This window comes from Streptomyces sp. NPDC020192 (genome assembly GCF_044388685.1).
Classification (GTDB): Bacteria; Actinomycetota; Actinomycetes; order Streptomycetales; family Streptomycetaceae; genus Streptomyces.
This window is the reverse complement of record NZ_JBIRXG010000002.1, coordinates 387,567-401,969: the sequence shown is the minus strand read 5'-3', so window position 1 is coordinate 401,969 and position 14,403 is coordinate 387,567. Positions and strand designations below refer to the sequence as shown.

10 protein-coding genes are annotated in these 14,403 nt (G+C 70.9%); 2 read left to right on the top strand and 8 right to left on the bottom strand.

The window, feature by feature from the left end:
- Positions 1-49: 49 nt before the first annotated feature.
- Positions 50-1,183, bottom strand: a complete 1,134-nt coding sequence (locus ACH47Z_RS06270; RefSeq protein WP_399071072.1) for an aromatic ring-hydroxylating dioxygenase subunit alpha — start codon at positions 1,181-1,183, stop codon at positions 50-52.
- 449 nt (positions 1,184-1,632) lie between these two features.
- Here ACH47Z_RS06270 and purU point away from each other — a divergent pair, with 449 nt between their 5' ends.
- Positions 1,633-2,505: a formyltetrahydrofolate deformylase gene (purU, locus tag ACH47Z_RS06265; RefSeq protein WP_399071070.1), complete on the top strand. Its 873-nt coding sequence runs from the start codon at positions 1,633-1,635 to the stop codon at positions 2,503-2,505.
- A gap of 115 nt (positions 2,506-2,620) precedes the next feature.
- A complete protein-coding gene (locus ACH47Z_RS06260; protein ID WP_399071068.1) occupies positions 2,621-3,418 on the top strand; it encodes an IclR family transcriptional regulator in 798 nt (265 codons plus the stop codon).
- 86 nt (positions 3,419-3,504) lie between these two features.
- Here ACH47Z_RS06260 and ACH47Z_RS06255 read toward each other — a convergent pair whose 3' ends face one another.
- The 7 genes from ACH47Z_RS06255 to ACH47Z_RS06225 all read right to left on the bottom strand — a co-directional run bounded on the left by ACH47Z_RS06255 (position 3,505) and on the right by ACH47Z_RS06225 (position 14,397).
- Positions 3,505-4,134, bottom strand: coding sequence for a sarcosine oxidase subunit gamma (locus ACH47Z_RS06255; RefSeq protein WP_399071066.1), 630 nt, complete (start codon positions 4,132-4,134; stop codon positions 3,505-3,507).
- Positions 4,127-7,378 (bottom strand): sarcosine oxidase subunit delta family protein, encoded by a 3,252-nt coding sequence (locus ACH47Z_RS06250; RefSeq protein ID WP_399071063.1) that lies wholly within the window; start codon positions 7,376-7,378, stop codon positions 4,127-4,129. The genes ACH47Z_RS06255 and ACH47Z_RS06250 overlap by 8 nt, the downstream gene beginning before the upstream one ends.
- 11 nt (positions 7,379-7,389) lie before the next feature.
- Positions 7,390-8,622 (bottom strand): sarcosine oxidase subunit beta family protein, encoded by a 1,233-nt coding sequence (locus ACH47Z_RS06245; protein WP_399071061.1) that lies wholly within the window; start codon positions 8,620-8,622, stop codon positions 7,390-7,392.
- Positions 8,619-9,902, bottom strand: a complete 1,284-nt coding sequence (gene glyA, locus ACH47Z_RS06240; RefSeq protein WP_399071059.1) for a serine hydroxymethyltransferase — start codon at positions 9,900-9,902, stop codon at positions 8,619-8,621. Before glyA ends, ACH47Z_RS06245 begins: the two co-directional genes overlap by 4 nt.
- Positions 9,899-10,759, bottom strand: a complete 861-nt coding sequence (locus ACH47Z_RS06235; RefSeq protein WP_399071057.1) for a bifunctional methylenetetrahydrofolate dehydrogenase/methenyltetrahydrofolate cyclohydrolase — start codon at positions 10,757-10,759, stop codon at positions 9,899-9,901. Before ACH47Z_RS06235 ends, glyA begins: the two co-directional genes overlap by 4 nt.
- A gap of 22 nt (positions 10,760-10,781) precedes the next feature.
- Positions 10,782-13,220 carry an FAD-dependent oxidoreductase gene (locus ACH47Z_RS06230; protein WP_399071055.1) on the bottom strand — a complete coding sequence of 813 codons (2,439 nt, stop codon included), beginning with the start codon at positions 13,218-13,220 and terminating at the stop codon, positions 10,782-10,784.
- Between the two features lie 211 nt (positions 13,221-13,431).
- Positions 13,432-14,397 carry an ABC transporter substrate-binding protein gene (locus ACH47Z_RS06225; protein ID WP_399071053.1) on the bottom strand — a complete coding sequence of 322 codons (966 nt, stop codon included), beginning with the start codon at positions 14,395-14,397 and terminating at the stop codon, positions 13,432-13,434.
- Positions 14,398-14,403 lie beyond the last annotated feature (6 nt).

Genomic DNA, 14,403 nt, shown 5'->3' with positions numbered 1-14,403 from the left:
CGGAGGGGCCGAGCGGCAGGTGGACGGGCGGTAGGGGGCGGCTGCGGGGTCAGCCGACGGGCCGTACGTCGAGTTTGTCCCGCAGCCAGGTGTGGAACTCGCCGATGTGGTGCTCGCTGGGCACCAGGACACCGCCCTTGGTGTAGGCGCGCGAGCTCATCCCGGGCTGGGTGCGCTCACAGGCGTCGAAGTCCTGCTGGTTGACGCGGTGGAAGAGTTCCACCGACCGGTCCACGTCCTTGCCGCTCTCGACGACGTGCGGCAGGTAGAGCCAGTCGCACTCCATCACCGTGCGGTCGTGCGCCAGCGGGTACATCCGGTGGAAGATCACGTGGTCGGGCACGAGGTTGATGAAGACCTGCGGCTTGACGGTGATGGCGTAGTAGCGCCGGTCCTGCTCCTCGGCGACCCCGGGAATGCGGTCCAGGCCCTCGGAGCCGTCCACGGTGAAGCCCCTGACCTCCTCGCCGAACTCCGCGCCGTGTCCGACGTAGTACTGCGCCGCGTAGCCGTCGGCGAACTCCGGCAGGACCTCGGTGAGTTCGGGGTGGATGGTGGCGCAGTGGTAGCACTCCATGAAGTTCTCGATGACGAGCTTCCAGTTGGCCCTCACGTCGTAGGCGATGCGCCGGCCGACCTTGAGGTCCTCGATGCCGTAGTTCTCGATCGACTCGGTGTCGCCCAGCCGCTCGATCACGGCCCCGATGACGTCCTGCTCGAAGGACGGCGGGTTGTCGGCCAGGCACACCCACACATAGCCCAGCCACTCCCGCACATGGACGTTGACCAGGCCGTACGCGGTCCGGTCGAGGTCCGGCATCGAGGTCAGGTTGGGCGCGGCGACCAGCTTGCCGTCCAGGCCGTACGTCCAGGCGTGGTACGGGCACTGGAAGGCCCGCTTGACCTCGCCGGACTCCTCGGTGCACAGCTTGGCGCCGCGGTGCCGGCAGATGTTCAGGAACGCCTTGACCGAGCCGTCCCGGGAGCGGGAGACCAGCACGCTCTCCCGGCCGACCTGACAGGTGCGGAACCGACCGGGCCTGTCCAGCTCCGCGGCCCGCGCCACACAGAACCACATGGCCTCGAAGACGCGCTCCTGCTCCAGCGCGAAGACGGCGGGGTCGGTGTAGTACTCCCCGGCCAGGGTGGAGATCAGGCTCGAGGGCAGATCGGTCGTGGTCATCGGTGTCACCTCGGGACGTGTCGGACGCGCACGCGGCGCGGGTCGAAGAGGGCGATGGGGTGATCGGTGGTGCCGATGGCCAGGGCCGGGGACAGCTCGGTCCTTCCCGGTACCACGGCTTGCCCCGGTGACAGGACCGGCACTTTCCGCACACCGCACACCAGTTGAGGACGACGAAGTCGCCGGGCGCGACGACCGAAGGTGGGAGCTGTTGCGTATTACGCGCTGTGCATTGCCATAAGCAACACTCGGTGAAACTGTCCGCTCCAGGGGGACCCCTGTCAAGAGGCGCCGCCCTCCGGCGGGCTGTCCTGGCGTGGCGCTGCGCCGCTTGCCGGTGACGGCGCCGAAGAAGAGGCCGGCGGCGCTCTTGACCAGTCACCCACTCGCGCCCGACCATGTTGCATATAACCCACACCGTTGCGCATTGCGCACCCAGGGAGGATGTCATGTCTCCTCGACCGCAGCCCGGCCGCGAGTTCGTCCTCACCCTTTCGTGCCCTGACCGGGCCGGTCTCGTCCACGCCGTGAGCACGTATCTCGTCACGCACTCCGGCAACATCCTGGAGAGCCAGCAGTTCGACGACCGGCTTCAGGACCGCTTCTTCATGCGGGTGCACTTCGACGTCTCGGATCCGGGGGTCTCACTGGAGGATCTGCACACCGGCTTCGCCCCGGTCGCCGAGGCCTACCGGATCACCTGGCAGCTGCGCGACGCCGCGACCCCGACCCGCACGCTCATGATGGTGTCCAAGTTCGGCCACTGCCTGAACGACCTGCTCTTCCGCAGGTCCACGGGCGCGCTCAACATCGACATCCCGGCGATCGTCTCCAACCACCGCGACTTCGAGCCCCTGGCGCAGAACTACGGCATCCCCTTCCACCACATCCCGGTGACGCCCCAGACCAAGGCGGAGGCGGAGGCCCGGCTGCTGCAGCTCGTCGACGAGCTGGACATCGACCTCGTGGTGCTCGCCCGGTACATGCAGATCCTCTCCGACGACCTCTGCAAGAAGCTCGACGGCCGGGCCATCAACATCCACCACTCCTTCCTGCCGAGCTTCAAGGGGGCCAAGCCGTACGTCCAGGCGCACCAGCGCGGCGTCAAGCTCGTCGGCGCCACGGCGCACTACGTCACGCCCGACCTCGACGAAGGCCCGATCATCGAGCAGGACGTCGTCCGCGTGAACCACTCGCACGCCCCGGACGAACTGGTCACCCTCGGCCGTGACGTCGAGGCCCAGGTGCTCGCCCGCGCCGTGGAGTGGCACAGCGAGAACCGTGTGCTGGTCAACGGCCGCTGCACGGTCGTCTTCCGCTGACGAATGGGCAGTCCTAGAGTGCCGGGGGGGACAGTCGGCGTCCAGTGCCCAACGGACCCCCCGAACAGTCACCGTGTCCCCTCGCCGCACACCTCCGCTTGCGTATAGTTGCGCTATGAGCAACTACCCGGCAGATGGCGAAACAGCGGGTCCCGCTGTGAACGGGGTGCAGTCCGTCGACCGTGCGGTAAGCGTCCTGGAGATTCTGGCCCAGCGCGGCGAGGCGGGCGTCAGTGAGGTCGCCGCCGAGATCGACGTCCACAAGTCGACCGCGTTCCGTCTGCTCGGCGCGCTCGAGGCACGCGGTCTGGTCGAGCAGGCGGCCGAACGGGGCAAGTACCGGCTGGGCTTCGGGATCGTGCGCCTCGCGGGCGCGGTCACGGGCCGGCTCGACGTCACCCAGCAGGGCCGGGCGGTGTGCGAGCGGCTGATCGAGGAGATCGGCGAGACCGTCAACATCGCGGTCCTCCAGGAGCATTACGCGGTCAACCTCTACCAGGTACGCGGCCCCGGCGCGGTCGGCACGCACAACTGGGTCGGTCAGCTCACCCCGGTCCACGCCACGTCCAGCGGCAAGATCCTGCTGGCCCACCTGTCGGCGCCGGCCCGGGACCGCGTGCTCGCGGCCTCCGGGTTGCAGAGGCTGACGCCGCACACCCTCACCGCCAGGACGAAGCTCGAGAAGAACCTCGCCGAGGCACGCGAGCGTGGCTACGCGGTGACGCTGGAGGAACTGGAGATCGGGCTGCACGCCATCGCGGCGCCGATCCGCGCCCGGGACGGCGAGGTCATCGCCGCCCTCAGCGCCTCGGGACCGGCGTACCGCTTCACCGAGGAGCGCCTCCACGAGCTCGCACCGGCCCTGCTCCAGGGCGCGCGGGAGATCAGCCACCGGATGGGCCACCTGGGCTGAGAGCCGCTGCCGGCGGCGAGCGAGCGAGGCGGGCCGACGCCGTCACCGGCGATGCGGCCCGCCTCCTCCTGTACCGAGCGGAGCGATCAGGCGGCGGAACCGGCCGCCGGCCCATCGGTGTACTCCACCGCCGCGTCCAGCAGCCAGTCCGTCAGGTAGCCCGCGAAGGTGGAGCGCACCAGGACCCAGAAGCCCGCCCTGGTCTCGTCGCGGGCGACCAGGACGACCTGGGCGCGGGCCAGGGTCGTCTGGGCGCAGCGGCCGGGACCGAAGGCGCTCGGGTGGAGGTCCAGCGAGCAGCCGTGGGACAGCAGGTCGCGGGCGCGGGGGCCGGTGACCAGGAGGGTGGTGCGCTGGGCGGAGACGTCGGTCACCGAGACGTGCTCGTCGCCCGCCGCCACACGGATCCGGCTCTCCAACTCCCGCTGGGCGCCGGGCTGTCCCACCACCAGCCATTCGTCCGGGCCCAGCCATACCGCGGTCAGGTCAGCGGCTCGGACCACCGTGTTGGATTCCAGGGGCAGTTGGAGGCCGAGGGCGAGTCCTACGGCGTCCGCCGCCGGGCTCTTGGCGTCGAGGCGGACGTTCAGCTGGGCCAGGAAGGGGACTTCGGCCAGCCGGACCGCGCCCCCGGAGGAGCGGGTCACGGCGGCCAGGCGGTCGGCGGCATGCGCCAACGGGCTGCGCTGCCGGGCGATCTGGGCGGTGTCAGCCATCGCGGCGGGCTCCCTCGGGGTCGTAGAGGACGGGACTGGCGACGGTCACCGGCAGCAGCCGGTCGCCGACGGGTGCGTAGAGGCGCTCGCCGATCCGGTCCCGGCCACCCTTGATCAGGGCGAGCGCGAAGGTCCGGCCGAGCGCCGCGCTGCGGTAGCTGGAGGTGACGTGGCCGAGCATCGGCACGGGCGGGGCGGGCAGTTCGCTGTCGGCGACCAGTTGCGTGCCCTCCGGGAGGAAGGCGCCGGAGTCCTCCGGGAGCAGCGCGACCAGGTGCTTGCGGTCGGGGCGTACGGTGTCGGCGCGGGCGTAGGAGCGCTTGCCGATGAAGTCGGGCTTCTTCTTCGACACGGCCCAGCTCATGCCGAGGTCGTGCGGGGTGACCGTGCCGTCGGTGTCCTGGCCGATGATCGGGTAGCCCTTCTCGGCGCGCAGGACGTGCATCGTCTCGGTGCCGTACGGGGTGATGCCGTACGGGGCGCCTGCCTCGTACACGGCCTCCCACAGCTCGAGGGCGTCCCAGGGCGACACATTGATCTCGTAGGCGAGTTCGCCGGAGAAGCTGATCCGGCACACGCGCGCGTCGAGGCCGGCGACCGTCGTCCCGCGCCACGCCATGAAGGGGAAGTCCTCGTTGCTCACGGCCAGTTGGGGTGCCAGCGAGCCGAGAACCTCGCGCGAACGCGGGCCGACCAGCGCCACGGTCGCCCACTGCTCGGTGACCGACGTGCAGTGCACCCGCAGATCGGGCCACTCGGTCTGCAGCCACTCCTCCATCCAGTCCAGCACGGCCGCCGCGTTGCCGGTCGTGGTGGTGACCAGGAAGCGGTCCTGGGCGAGCCGGATGACCGTGCCGTCGTCGAACACCATCCCGTCCGGGCGGCACATCACGCCGTAGCGGATCATGCCGACCTTCAGGGTGCTCATCATGTTGGTGTAGAGCAGGTCGAGGAACTGCGCGGCGTCCGCGCCCTGGACGTCGATCTTGCCGAGCGTGGAGGCGTCCATGAAGGCCACGCCCTCGCGGGCGGAGCGGCACTCGCGCAGCACGGCGGTCTCCATGTCCTCGCCCGCCCGCGGGTAGTACCAGGGCCGCTTCCACTGGCCGACGTTCTCGAAGAGCGCGCCGTGCTCGACATGCCAGCCGTGCAGCGCGGTCGTACGGATCGGGTCGTGCAGCGCACCACGGTCCCGGCCCGCGAGCGTCGCGAAGGAGACAGGCGTGTACGGCGGCCGGAAGGTGGGCAGGCCGAGCGCCGAGACGTCCACGCCGAGGAGTTCGGCGACCACCCCGCTCGCCAGGACTCCGCCCGTCCTGCCCTGGTCGTTGGCGGTACCGGCCGTGGTGTAACGCTTGGTGTGCTCCACCGAGTGCAGGCCCGCCCCGGTCGCCCGCGCCAGGTCGTCGACCGTGACGTCACGCTGGAGGTCGACGAACCGGGGGGCATCGGTGGCACTCGGAACGGTGAAGACCTGCATGGGCGGGGTGTACGGCTGGGCGGCCACGGCCGGAAGGGCGGGCGCCTGGGCCGTGTAGCCCTCCGCCCCGATCGCGCGGGCACCGGCCGCCGCGCCCTGCGCGAGAGCCGTGGCGAGGTCGAGGGCCCCGTTCGCGCTGCCCGCCGCCTCGACGGCCTGACGGCAGCTGTCGGGGACGAACGTGCCGAGCACGTCGTCGTGGCGGAGCTTGCCGCCCGCCTGGCTGAACAGGTGGGCGACCGGGTTCCAGCCGCCGGCGACCAGGAGCAGGTCGACGGCGAACTCCCGCTGTCCGGCGGACTCCCCGAACGGGGCGACCGTCACCGCGGTGAGGCGGGCCCCGCCCTGCGTGCCGGTGACCGCGTGGCCGGCCAGCACCTCGATCCCGGCGGACCGGGCCCGCTCGGCCCACTCACCCGGCTCGGGGCGGGTGTCGACGATCGCCGCGACGTCCACTCCGGCCGCCGCCAGGTCGAGCGCGGCGGCGTAGGCGCTGTCGTTGGTGGTGAACACGACCGCGTGCCGGCCCGGCAGGACGCCGTACCGGTGCAGATACGTCCGGGCCGAGGCGGCCAGCATCACGCCGGGGCGGTCGTTGTCGCCGAACGCCAGCGAGCGCTCGTGGGCGCCGGTGGCGAGGACAACGCGCCGGGCGCGGATGCGCCAGACCCGCTCGCGGGAGACATGGGCCGGGGCTTCGGCGCCGAGGTGGTTGGTACGGCGCTCGACGGCGAGGAGGTGGTTGTCGTCGTAGTGGCCGAAGACGGTGGTCCGGGACAGGACGCGTACCTCGGGGGCGGCTTCCAGCCGGGCGCGTGTCGTCTCCACCCAGTCGAGGTGTTCCCCGGTGCCGAGCAGGCTGCCGCCGGGTTCCGGCTGGTCGTCGGCGAGGATGACGCGTGCGCCGGTGTGCGCTGCCGCCGCCGCGGCCGCGAGGCCGGCCGGGCCGGCGCCGACGACCAGCAGGTCGCAGTGCGCGTGTACGGCGTCGTAGCGGGCGGGGTCGGGTTCCGTGGCGAGGCGGCCCTGGCCGGGGAGGCTGCTCGCGACCAGGCCGTCGTAGAGCTCGACGGTCGTGGCGGGGAGCATGGGTTCGGGGAAGGGGGCCTCGATCTGGACGACCGCGTTGGGTTCCTCGACGCCGGCGGAGAAGATGCCGCGGGGGCGGCCGAGCTTGATGCTGGTGGCGGCCTGGATGACGCCGTTGGCGAGGAGGGCGGAGGCGAGGGTGTCGCCGCGGTAGCCCTGGTATTCGGTGCCGTCGAAGATGAAGGTGAGGGGGGTGTCGCGAGCAATGCGGCCGCCGGTGGGGGTGCGGAAGGGATGGTCGCCCCGGCCGCCCCTGCCCGTCCCGTCCTCCAGGGGCGCTGCCCCTTCGACCCCGCTGGGGGCTGCGCCCCCGGACCCCCCTTCGGCCTGAACGGCCTCGCCCTCAAGCTCCCCCAGAGGGGGTACCCCCAGACGGGCTGGTTGTGCCGGACTCAGCTGAGAGGTGACCGGGCGCGGCTCGCCCGTCCGGTACACGGCGAGGATCTCGTTCGTCGCGGTGTTCCGCACCGCGTTGAACCACCTGCGGCAGCCCGCCGCATGGGTCCAGCGCTCGGCGAAGGGGCCCTTCGGGTTGTCGCGGAAGAAGAGGTACGTGGCCCACTCCTCGTCGGTCAGGGCCGACGGGTCCTCCGGATACGGCACATGGGCCTGGCCGCCGTAGTGGAACTCGGCCTCGTCGCGGGGCCCGCACCACGGGCAGGGGATCAGCAGCATGGTTGGGCTCCCTAGTGGGCCACCGCGGCCGCGCCGTGCTCGTCGACGAGCGCGCCGGTGGTGAAACGGTCGAGCGAGAAGGGGGCGTTGAGGGCGTGCGGGGTGTCGTGGGCGATGGTGTGGGCGTAGACCCAGCCGACGCCGGGGGTGGCCTTGAAGCCGCCGGTTCCCCAGCCGCAGTTGAGGTAGAGGTTGTCGACCGGGGTGAGGCCGACGATGGGCGAGGCGTCGGGGCTGACGTCGACGATGCCGCCCCAGGTGCGCAGTACGTGGGCGCGGGCGAAGACCGGGAAGAGTTCCAGGGCGGCGGACATCTGCTCCTCGATGATGTGGAACGCGCCGCGCTGGGTGTACGAGTTGTACGCGTCGATGCCCGCGCCCATGACCAGCTCGCCCTTGTGCGCCTGGCTGACGTACACGTGGACGGCGTTGGACATCACCACGGTCGGGTGCACCGGCTCCAGCAGCTCCGACACCAGCGCCTGCAACGGGTGGCTCTGGAGCGGGAGTTGGATGCCCGCCATGGCGGCGAGGACCGAGGTGTGGCCGGCCGAGCACAGGGCCACCTTGCCCGCGGCGATCGGGCCGAGGGTGGTCTGGACGCCGACCACTCGGCCGTCGACCACGTCCAGGCCGGTGACCTCACAGTTCTGGATGATGTCGATGCCGGCGGCGTCCGCCGAGCGGGCGAAGCCCCAGGCGACGTAGTCGTGCTTGGCGATGCCGGCGCGCGGCTGGTAGGTGCCGCCGAGGACCGGGTAGCGCACGTCGGGTGAGATGTTGACGATCGGGCAGACCTCTTTGACCTGCTCGGCGTCGAGCCATTCGGCGTCGACGCCGTTGAGCCGGTTCGCCTCGACCCGGCGCACGCTGTCGCGGACGTCCTGCAGGCTGTGGGCGAGGTTCAGCACGCCGCGCTGGGAGAAGAGGATGGGGTAGTCGAGCTCCTCCTCCAGCCCCTCCCACAGCTTGAGCGCGTGCTCGTAGATGCCCGCGCTCTCGTCCCACAGGTAGTTGGAGCGGATGATCGTGGTGTTGCGGGCCATGTTGCCGCCCGCGAGCCAGCCCTTCTCCAGGACCGCGACGTTGGTGATGCCGTGGTTCTTGGCCAGGTAGTGCGCGGTGGCCAGGCCGTGGCCGCCACCGCCCACGATCACCACGTCGTACGACCGCTTGGGCTCGGGGGTGCGCCAGAGCCAGTCGGGGTGGTCGGGCAGGTCGGCGCCGGGGGTGCGGGGGCTCATCGGGCGGCTCCGTCGTGCGAGAGGTGCGGGTAGAGCGGGTGCTTGGCCGCCAGGGCCTCGGTGCGGGCGCGCAGGGCGGGTACGTCCGGCTCGGGCTGGAGGGCCAGCGCGATCACGTCGGCGACCTCGGCGAAGTCCTCCTCGGTGAAGCCCCGGGTGGCCAGCGCCGGGGTGCCGATGCGCAGGCCGGAGGTGACCATGGGCGGGCGCGGGTCGAAGGGGACGGCGTTGCGGTTGACGGTGATGCCGATCCGGTGAAGGAGATCTTCGGCCTGCCGGCCGTCCAGTTGCGAGTCCCGCAGGTCCACCAGGACCAGGTGGACGTCCGTGCCGCCGGTCAGCACCTTCACTCCGGCCCCGGCCGCGTCGGGCCGGGTGAGGCGCTCGGCGAGGATGCGGGCGCCGGCGAGGGTACGGGCCTGCCGTTCCGCGAACTCGGGCGATGCCGCGACCTTGAAGGAGACCGCCTTCGCCGCGATGACGTGCTCCAGCGGGCCGCCCTGCATGCCCGGGAACACCGCCGAGTTGAGCTTCTTGGCGAGGTCGGCGTCGTTGGTGAGGATGACTCCGCCGCGCGGACCGCCGAGCGTCTTGTGGGTCGTGGTGGTGACCACGTGCGCGTGCGGCACGGGGCTGGGGTGCAGTCCGGCGGCGACCAGGCCCGCGAAGTGCGCCATGTCGACCATGAGGAGGGCACCGACCTCGTCGGCGATCCGGCGGAAGGCGGCGAAGTCCAGCTGCCTGGGGTACGCCGACCAGCCCGCGATGATCATCTTGGGCCGGTGCTCCTTGGCGAGCCGCTCCACCTCGTCCATGTCCACGAGGTTGTCCGTCTCGGAGACGTGGTAGGGCACGACGTTGAGCATCTTGCCGCTGTAGTTGATGCGCATGCCGTGGGTGAGGTGACCGCCGTGCGCGAGGTCGAGGCCGAGGACGGTGTCGCCGGGCTGGAGCAGGGCGAAGAAGACGGCGGTGTTGGCCTGGGCGCCCGAGTGCGGCTGGACGTTGGCGAAGCCCGCCCCGAAGAGCGACTTGACGCGTTCGATGGCCAGGCGCTCGGTGACGTCGACGTGTTCGCAGCCGCCGTAGTAGCGGCGGCCGGGGTAGCCCTCGGCGTACTTGTTGGTGGCGACCGAGCCCTGCGCCTCCATCACGGCGGTGGGCGCGAAGTTCTCGGAGGCGATCATCTCCAGGGTGGACTGCTGGCGGTTCAGCTCGGCGCGGAGGGCGGCGTGGACCTCGGGGTCCAGCTCGGCCAGGGGCGTGTTCAGCGCGTTCATGCGGGGTTCGCGTTCCTCTCGGCGGCCTCGACGACATTGGCGAGCAGCATCGCCCGGGTCATGGGTCCCACTCCCCCGGGCATCGGCGCGAGCCATCCGGCGACCTCGGCGGCCTCCGGGTGGACGTCGCCGACCAGCCCGTGCTCGGTGCGGGTGATGCCGACGTCCAGGACGGCCGCGCCGGGGCGCAGCATGTCCTTGGTGATCAGTCCGGGCGAGCCGGCCGCCGCGACGACGATGTCCGCCTCGCGCACGTGCCAGGCCAGGCCCCTGGTTCCGGTGTGGCAGAGGATGACGGTGGCGTTCTCGGACCGGCGGGTGAGCAGCAGTCCGATGGGCCGTCCCACGGTGATGCCCCGGCCGATCACGCACACGCGCGCTCCGGCCAGCGGGACGTCGTACCGGCGCAGCAGTTCCACGATGCCGCGCGGGGTACAGGGCAGCGGGGCGTCCACGCCGAGGACGAGCCGGCCGAGGTTGACCGGGTGCAGGCCGTCGGCGTCCTTGGCGGGGTCCATGCGGGCGAGCACGGCGTTGGTGTCCAGGTGGCGCGGAAGCGGGAGCTGGACGATGTAGCCGGTGCAGGCCGGGTCGGCGTTGAGGTCGTCGATGACGTCCTCGACCTGCCGCTGGGTCGCGTCGGCGGGCAGTTCACGGCGGAGCGAGGCGATGCCCACCTGCGCGCAGTCGCGGTGCTTTCCGGCGACGTAGGCGTGGCTGCCCGGGTCGTCACCGACGAGGACCGTGCCGAGTCCGGGCGGGCGGCCGGTGGTGGCGGTCAACTTGGCCACGCGCTCCGTGAGTTCACCACGGACCGCGGCAGCGGTCGCCTTGCCGTCGAGGAGTTGTGCGGTCACCGGTGGTGTTCCTTCCCCTGGGCTAGCCACGAAGGCGGGACATGGTCGGGTCGAACAGCGGCTCCTCGGCCACGACGGCCTCCACGCGCCGGTCGAAGTAGCCGATGTGCACGGTGGTGCCGGGGGTGGCCAGGTCCGCCGGGAGCCAGGCGTAGGCGATGCCCTTGCCGATGGTGTAGCCGTAGGCGGCGCTGGTCACGTAGCCGACGGCGCGGTCGCCGTCGTACACCGGCTCCTTGCCGAGGACGACCGCCCGCGGGTCGTCGATGGTGAGGCAGGTCAGCCTGCGGCGCACGTCGGCCTTGCGGCGCTCCAGCGCCTCCTTGCCGATGAAGTCGCCCTTGTCGAGCTTGACGGCGAAGCCGACGCCGGCCTCGTAGGGGTCGTGCTCGTAGGTCATGTCGGTGCCGAAGGAGCGGTACCCCTTCTCCAGACGGAGGCTGTTGAAGGCGCCACGGCCGGCGATGACGCCGCCCAGCGGCTCAGCCGCCGCCCACAGGGTGTCCCAGAGCTTCAGGCCCTGGTCGGCGGTCGTGTAGAGCTCCCAGCCGAGCTCGCCGACGTACGACAGCCGCATCGCGGTGACCGGCACCGAGCCGATGTAGGCGCGCTTGGCGCGAAAGTACTTCAGGCCCTCGTTGGAGAAGTCCGCGTCGGTGAGCGGCTGCAGCACCTCGCGGGCGAGCGGGCCCCACAGGCCGATGCAGCAGGTGCCGGGCGTGATGTCGCGGACCTGCACCGTGCCGTCGACGGGCAGGTGGCGGATGAACCAATCGAGGTCGAGGTTGCCGTTGGCGCCGACCTGGAAGAGGTCGCGGGCGAGGCGGGCGACGGTGACGTCGCTGCGGATGCCGCCGTCGTGGTCCAGCAGCAGCGTGTACGTCACCGAGCCGACCGACTTGGCGACCTTGCCGGTGACCAGCCGCTCCAGGAAGTCGGCGGCACCGGGGCCGCTAACCTCCAGGCGCTTGAGGGCGGTCATGTCGTACAGCGCGACGGTCTCGCGGGTGACCTGGGCCTCGGCGCCGACGATGGGCGACCAGTAGCGGGCGGCCCAGTCGTTGGGGGTGGGGATCGAACGGCCGTCGGCCAGGCCCGCGTTGGCCTCGTACCACTGCGGGCGTTCCCAGCCGTTCGCCTCCAGGAAGAACGCGCCGTGTTCCCGCTGACGGGTGTGGAAGGGGCTGGTGCGGATCGGGCGCGGCGCGCCGGACGGCTGGAGGGGGTGGAGGATGTCGTAGACCTCGACGAAGTTCTGGCAGTCGCGGGCCAGGACGTACTCCGGGGACAGCTGGTGCGGCTCGAAGCGGTTGACGTCGCACTCGTGCAGGTCGAACGAGGAGCAGTGGCCGTCGACCAGCCACTCGGCGACGGCCCGGCCGACGCCGGCGGAGTGGGTGACCCACACGGCCTCGGCGACCCAGAAGCCCTTGACGTCCGGGGACTCGCCGAGCAGCGGGTAGCCGTCGGTGGTGAAGGAGAAGAGGCCGTTGATGCCCTCCTCGACCTTGGCCTCACGGGTCGCGGGGAGCAGCGACTGGGTCTCGGTCCAGGCGTCCTCGAAGTCCTCCTCGGTGAACTTGAGGACCGACGGCATCTCCTCGGCCTCGTCGACGGAGAGGATGGCGTCGGCGGAGATGGGCATGGGGCGGTGGCCGTAGTAGCCGATGCCGAGGCCGTCGTAGCGGTCGCGGTAGTAGAGGTCGGCGTCCTGGTGGCGCAGGATCGGGCGGACGGCCTCCTCGGTCTGGCCGGCGAGGGCGGGGACCGGGCCGGTCCAGGCGAGCTGGTGGGCGAGCGGGGTGAGCGGTAGGTTCATCCCGACCATGCGGGCGATCTTCGGGCCCCAGATGCCGGCGCAGCACACCACGATGTCGGCGGGGATCTCGCCCTGGTCGGTCAGCACGCCGGTGACGCGGCCGTCGGCCTGCCGCACGTCGAGGACTTCGTGGCGGGCGAGGAAGCGCACGCCGCGTTCGGTGGCCCGGCGGATCTGGGCCTCGACGGCGAGGACGGCCTTGGCGAGGCCGTCGGTGGGCACGAGGAGGCCGCCGAGGACCCGGTCGCGGTTGACCAGCGGGTGCCGCTCCACGCACTCGTCGGGGGTCAGCAGGCGTGCCTCGATGCCCCAGGCGGTGATCCAGCCGTGCCGGCGGTGCAGCTCGGTGAGGCGCTCGGGGGTGGTGGCCACTTCGAGGCCGCCGACCTGGAGGAAGCACGGCTTGCCGTCGACCTCGAGGGAGCAGAACTTCTCGACGGTGTAGCGGGCCAGCTCCGTCATGGTCTTCGAGGGGTTCGTCTGAAAGACCAGGCCCGGCGCGTGCGAGGACGAGCCGCCCGTCGCCGGGAGGGGGCCCTGGTCGACCACGGTCACTTCGGTCCAGCCGCGCGCGGAGATCTCGTCCGCCAGGGCCGCTCCTACGACGCCCGCTCCGATGATCACCACTCGGGGTCCCGCCATCGCCCAACCTCCGAACTTGAGACCGGCCTAGTTGCTCTTTACGCAACGTGATTCAGGTTGCGCAACTCAATGGTCCTGTCGTCGAGGAGGGGTGTCAAGGGGGCGGTGACGCGAGGAAAACGGCCCTGAACACGGCAATGCCCGGCAGGCGGTGCACATGTGCGCACACCGCCTGCCGGGCGTGTTCGGAGGCCCTTGTTCGACCCCGGTGCTACTTCAGCCAGGCGTCGACCTTGTCGCGGTTCGCGTCGACCCATTTCTTGGCCGCCGCGTCGTCCGACATCTTGTCCACCGCGATGTACTTGGCGACGGTGTTCTGGTCGTCGTTGGTCCAGTGGAAGTTCTTCACCAGGTTGTACGCCTGGCTGCCCGACTTGGCGAAGCTCGCACTGACGATCTTGTCCAGGTCGTAGACGGGGTAGTCACAGGCCACCTTCGCCGCGTCGGCGTCGCAACCGGTCGTGTAGGCAGGCAGGTTGACCTTCACCAGGGGCACCTCGGACAGGAACCACTGCGGTTCGTAGAAGTAGCCGATCAACCACTGTTTGTTCTTCTCGGCCGTCCGGTACGCCTGGATGAGCGCGGTCTCGCTGCCCGCGTACACCACCTTGAAGTTCAGCTTCAGGTTCTTGACCAGTGCCGCGTCGTTGGTGACATAGGAGGGGTCCCCGTCGAGGAGCTGGCCCTTGCCGCCCGACTCGGAGGTCTTGAACTTGTCGGCGTACTTGTCGAGGTTCTTCCAGTCGGTGATGTCCGGGTGGGCCTTGGCCAGCCACGGCGGCACGAACCAGCCGATGACGCCCTTGTTGCCCGTCGAGCCGGCTTCGACGGCCGTCTTCTGGCCGGTGATGTACTTCTTCTTCAGGTCGTCGTGGCCCCAGTTCTCCAGGACGGCGTCGACCTCACCGGTCCCGAAGCCCTGCCAGGCGATCTCCTCCTTCAGGTCCTTCTTGTTGACCGTACAGCCGAGGTCGTGCTGCGCGACGTACGCGACGACCGCCGCGTCCGCCTCGTAGCCCACCCAGGGGTTGACGGCCAGGTTGAAGGTGCCGCACTTGCCGTTCGAGGACTTCGCGCCCGCGGAGGTGCTGTCGCCGACCTTCGCCCCCGAGCAGGCCGTGAGGGTGAGGCCGAGGACGGCCAGGCCGGCCGCGCCGGCTCGCCAGTGTCTTGCCATGGTGTC

Bases quoted from the DNA above. Each gene is read 5' to 3' on its own strand.
- ACH47Z_RS06250 (WP_399071063.1), bottom strand. From the start codon at position 7,378: ATGCTGCTGATCCCCTGCCCGTGGTGCGGGCCCCGCGACGAGGCCGAG.
- ACH47Z_RS06270 (WP_399071072.1), bottom strand. From the start codon at position 1,183: ATGACCACGACCGATCTGCCCTCGAGCCTGATCTCCACCCTGGCCGGG.
- ACH47Z_RS06225 (WP_399071053.1), bottom strand. From the start codon at position 14,397: ATGGCAAGACACTGGCGAGCCGGCGCGGCCGGCCTGGCCGTCCTCGGC.
- ACH47Z_RS06245 (WP_399071061.1), bottom strand. From the start codon at position 8,622: ATGAGCCCCCGCACCCCCGGCGCCGACCTGCCCGACCACCCCGACTGG.
- purU (WP_399071070.1), top strand. From the start codon at position 1,633: ATGTCTCCTCGACCGCAGCCCGGCCGCGAGTTCGTCCTCACCCTTTCG.
- ACH47Z_RS06255 (WP_399071066.1), bottom strand. From the start codon at position 4,134: ATGGCTGACACCGCCCAGATCGCCCGGCAGCGCAGCCCGTTGGCGCAT.
- ACH47Z_RS06260 (WP_399071068.1), top strand. From the start codon at position 2,621: ATGAGCAACTACCCGGCAGATGGCGAAACAGCGGGTCCCGCTGTGAAC.
- ACH47Z_RS06230 (WP_399071055.1), bottom strand. From the start codon at position 13,220: ATGGCGGGACCCCGAGTGGTGATCATCGGAGCGGGCGTCGTAGGAGCG.
- glyA (WP_399071059.1), bottom strand. From the start codon at position 9,902: ATGAACGCGCTGAACACGCCCCTGGCCGAGCTGGACCCCGAGGTCCAC.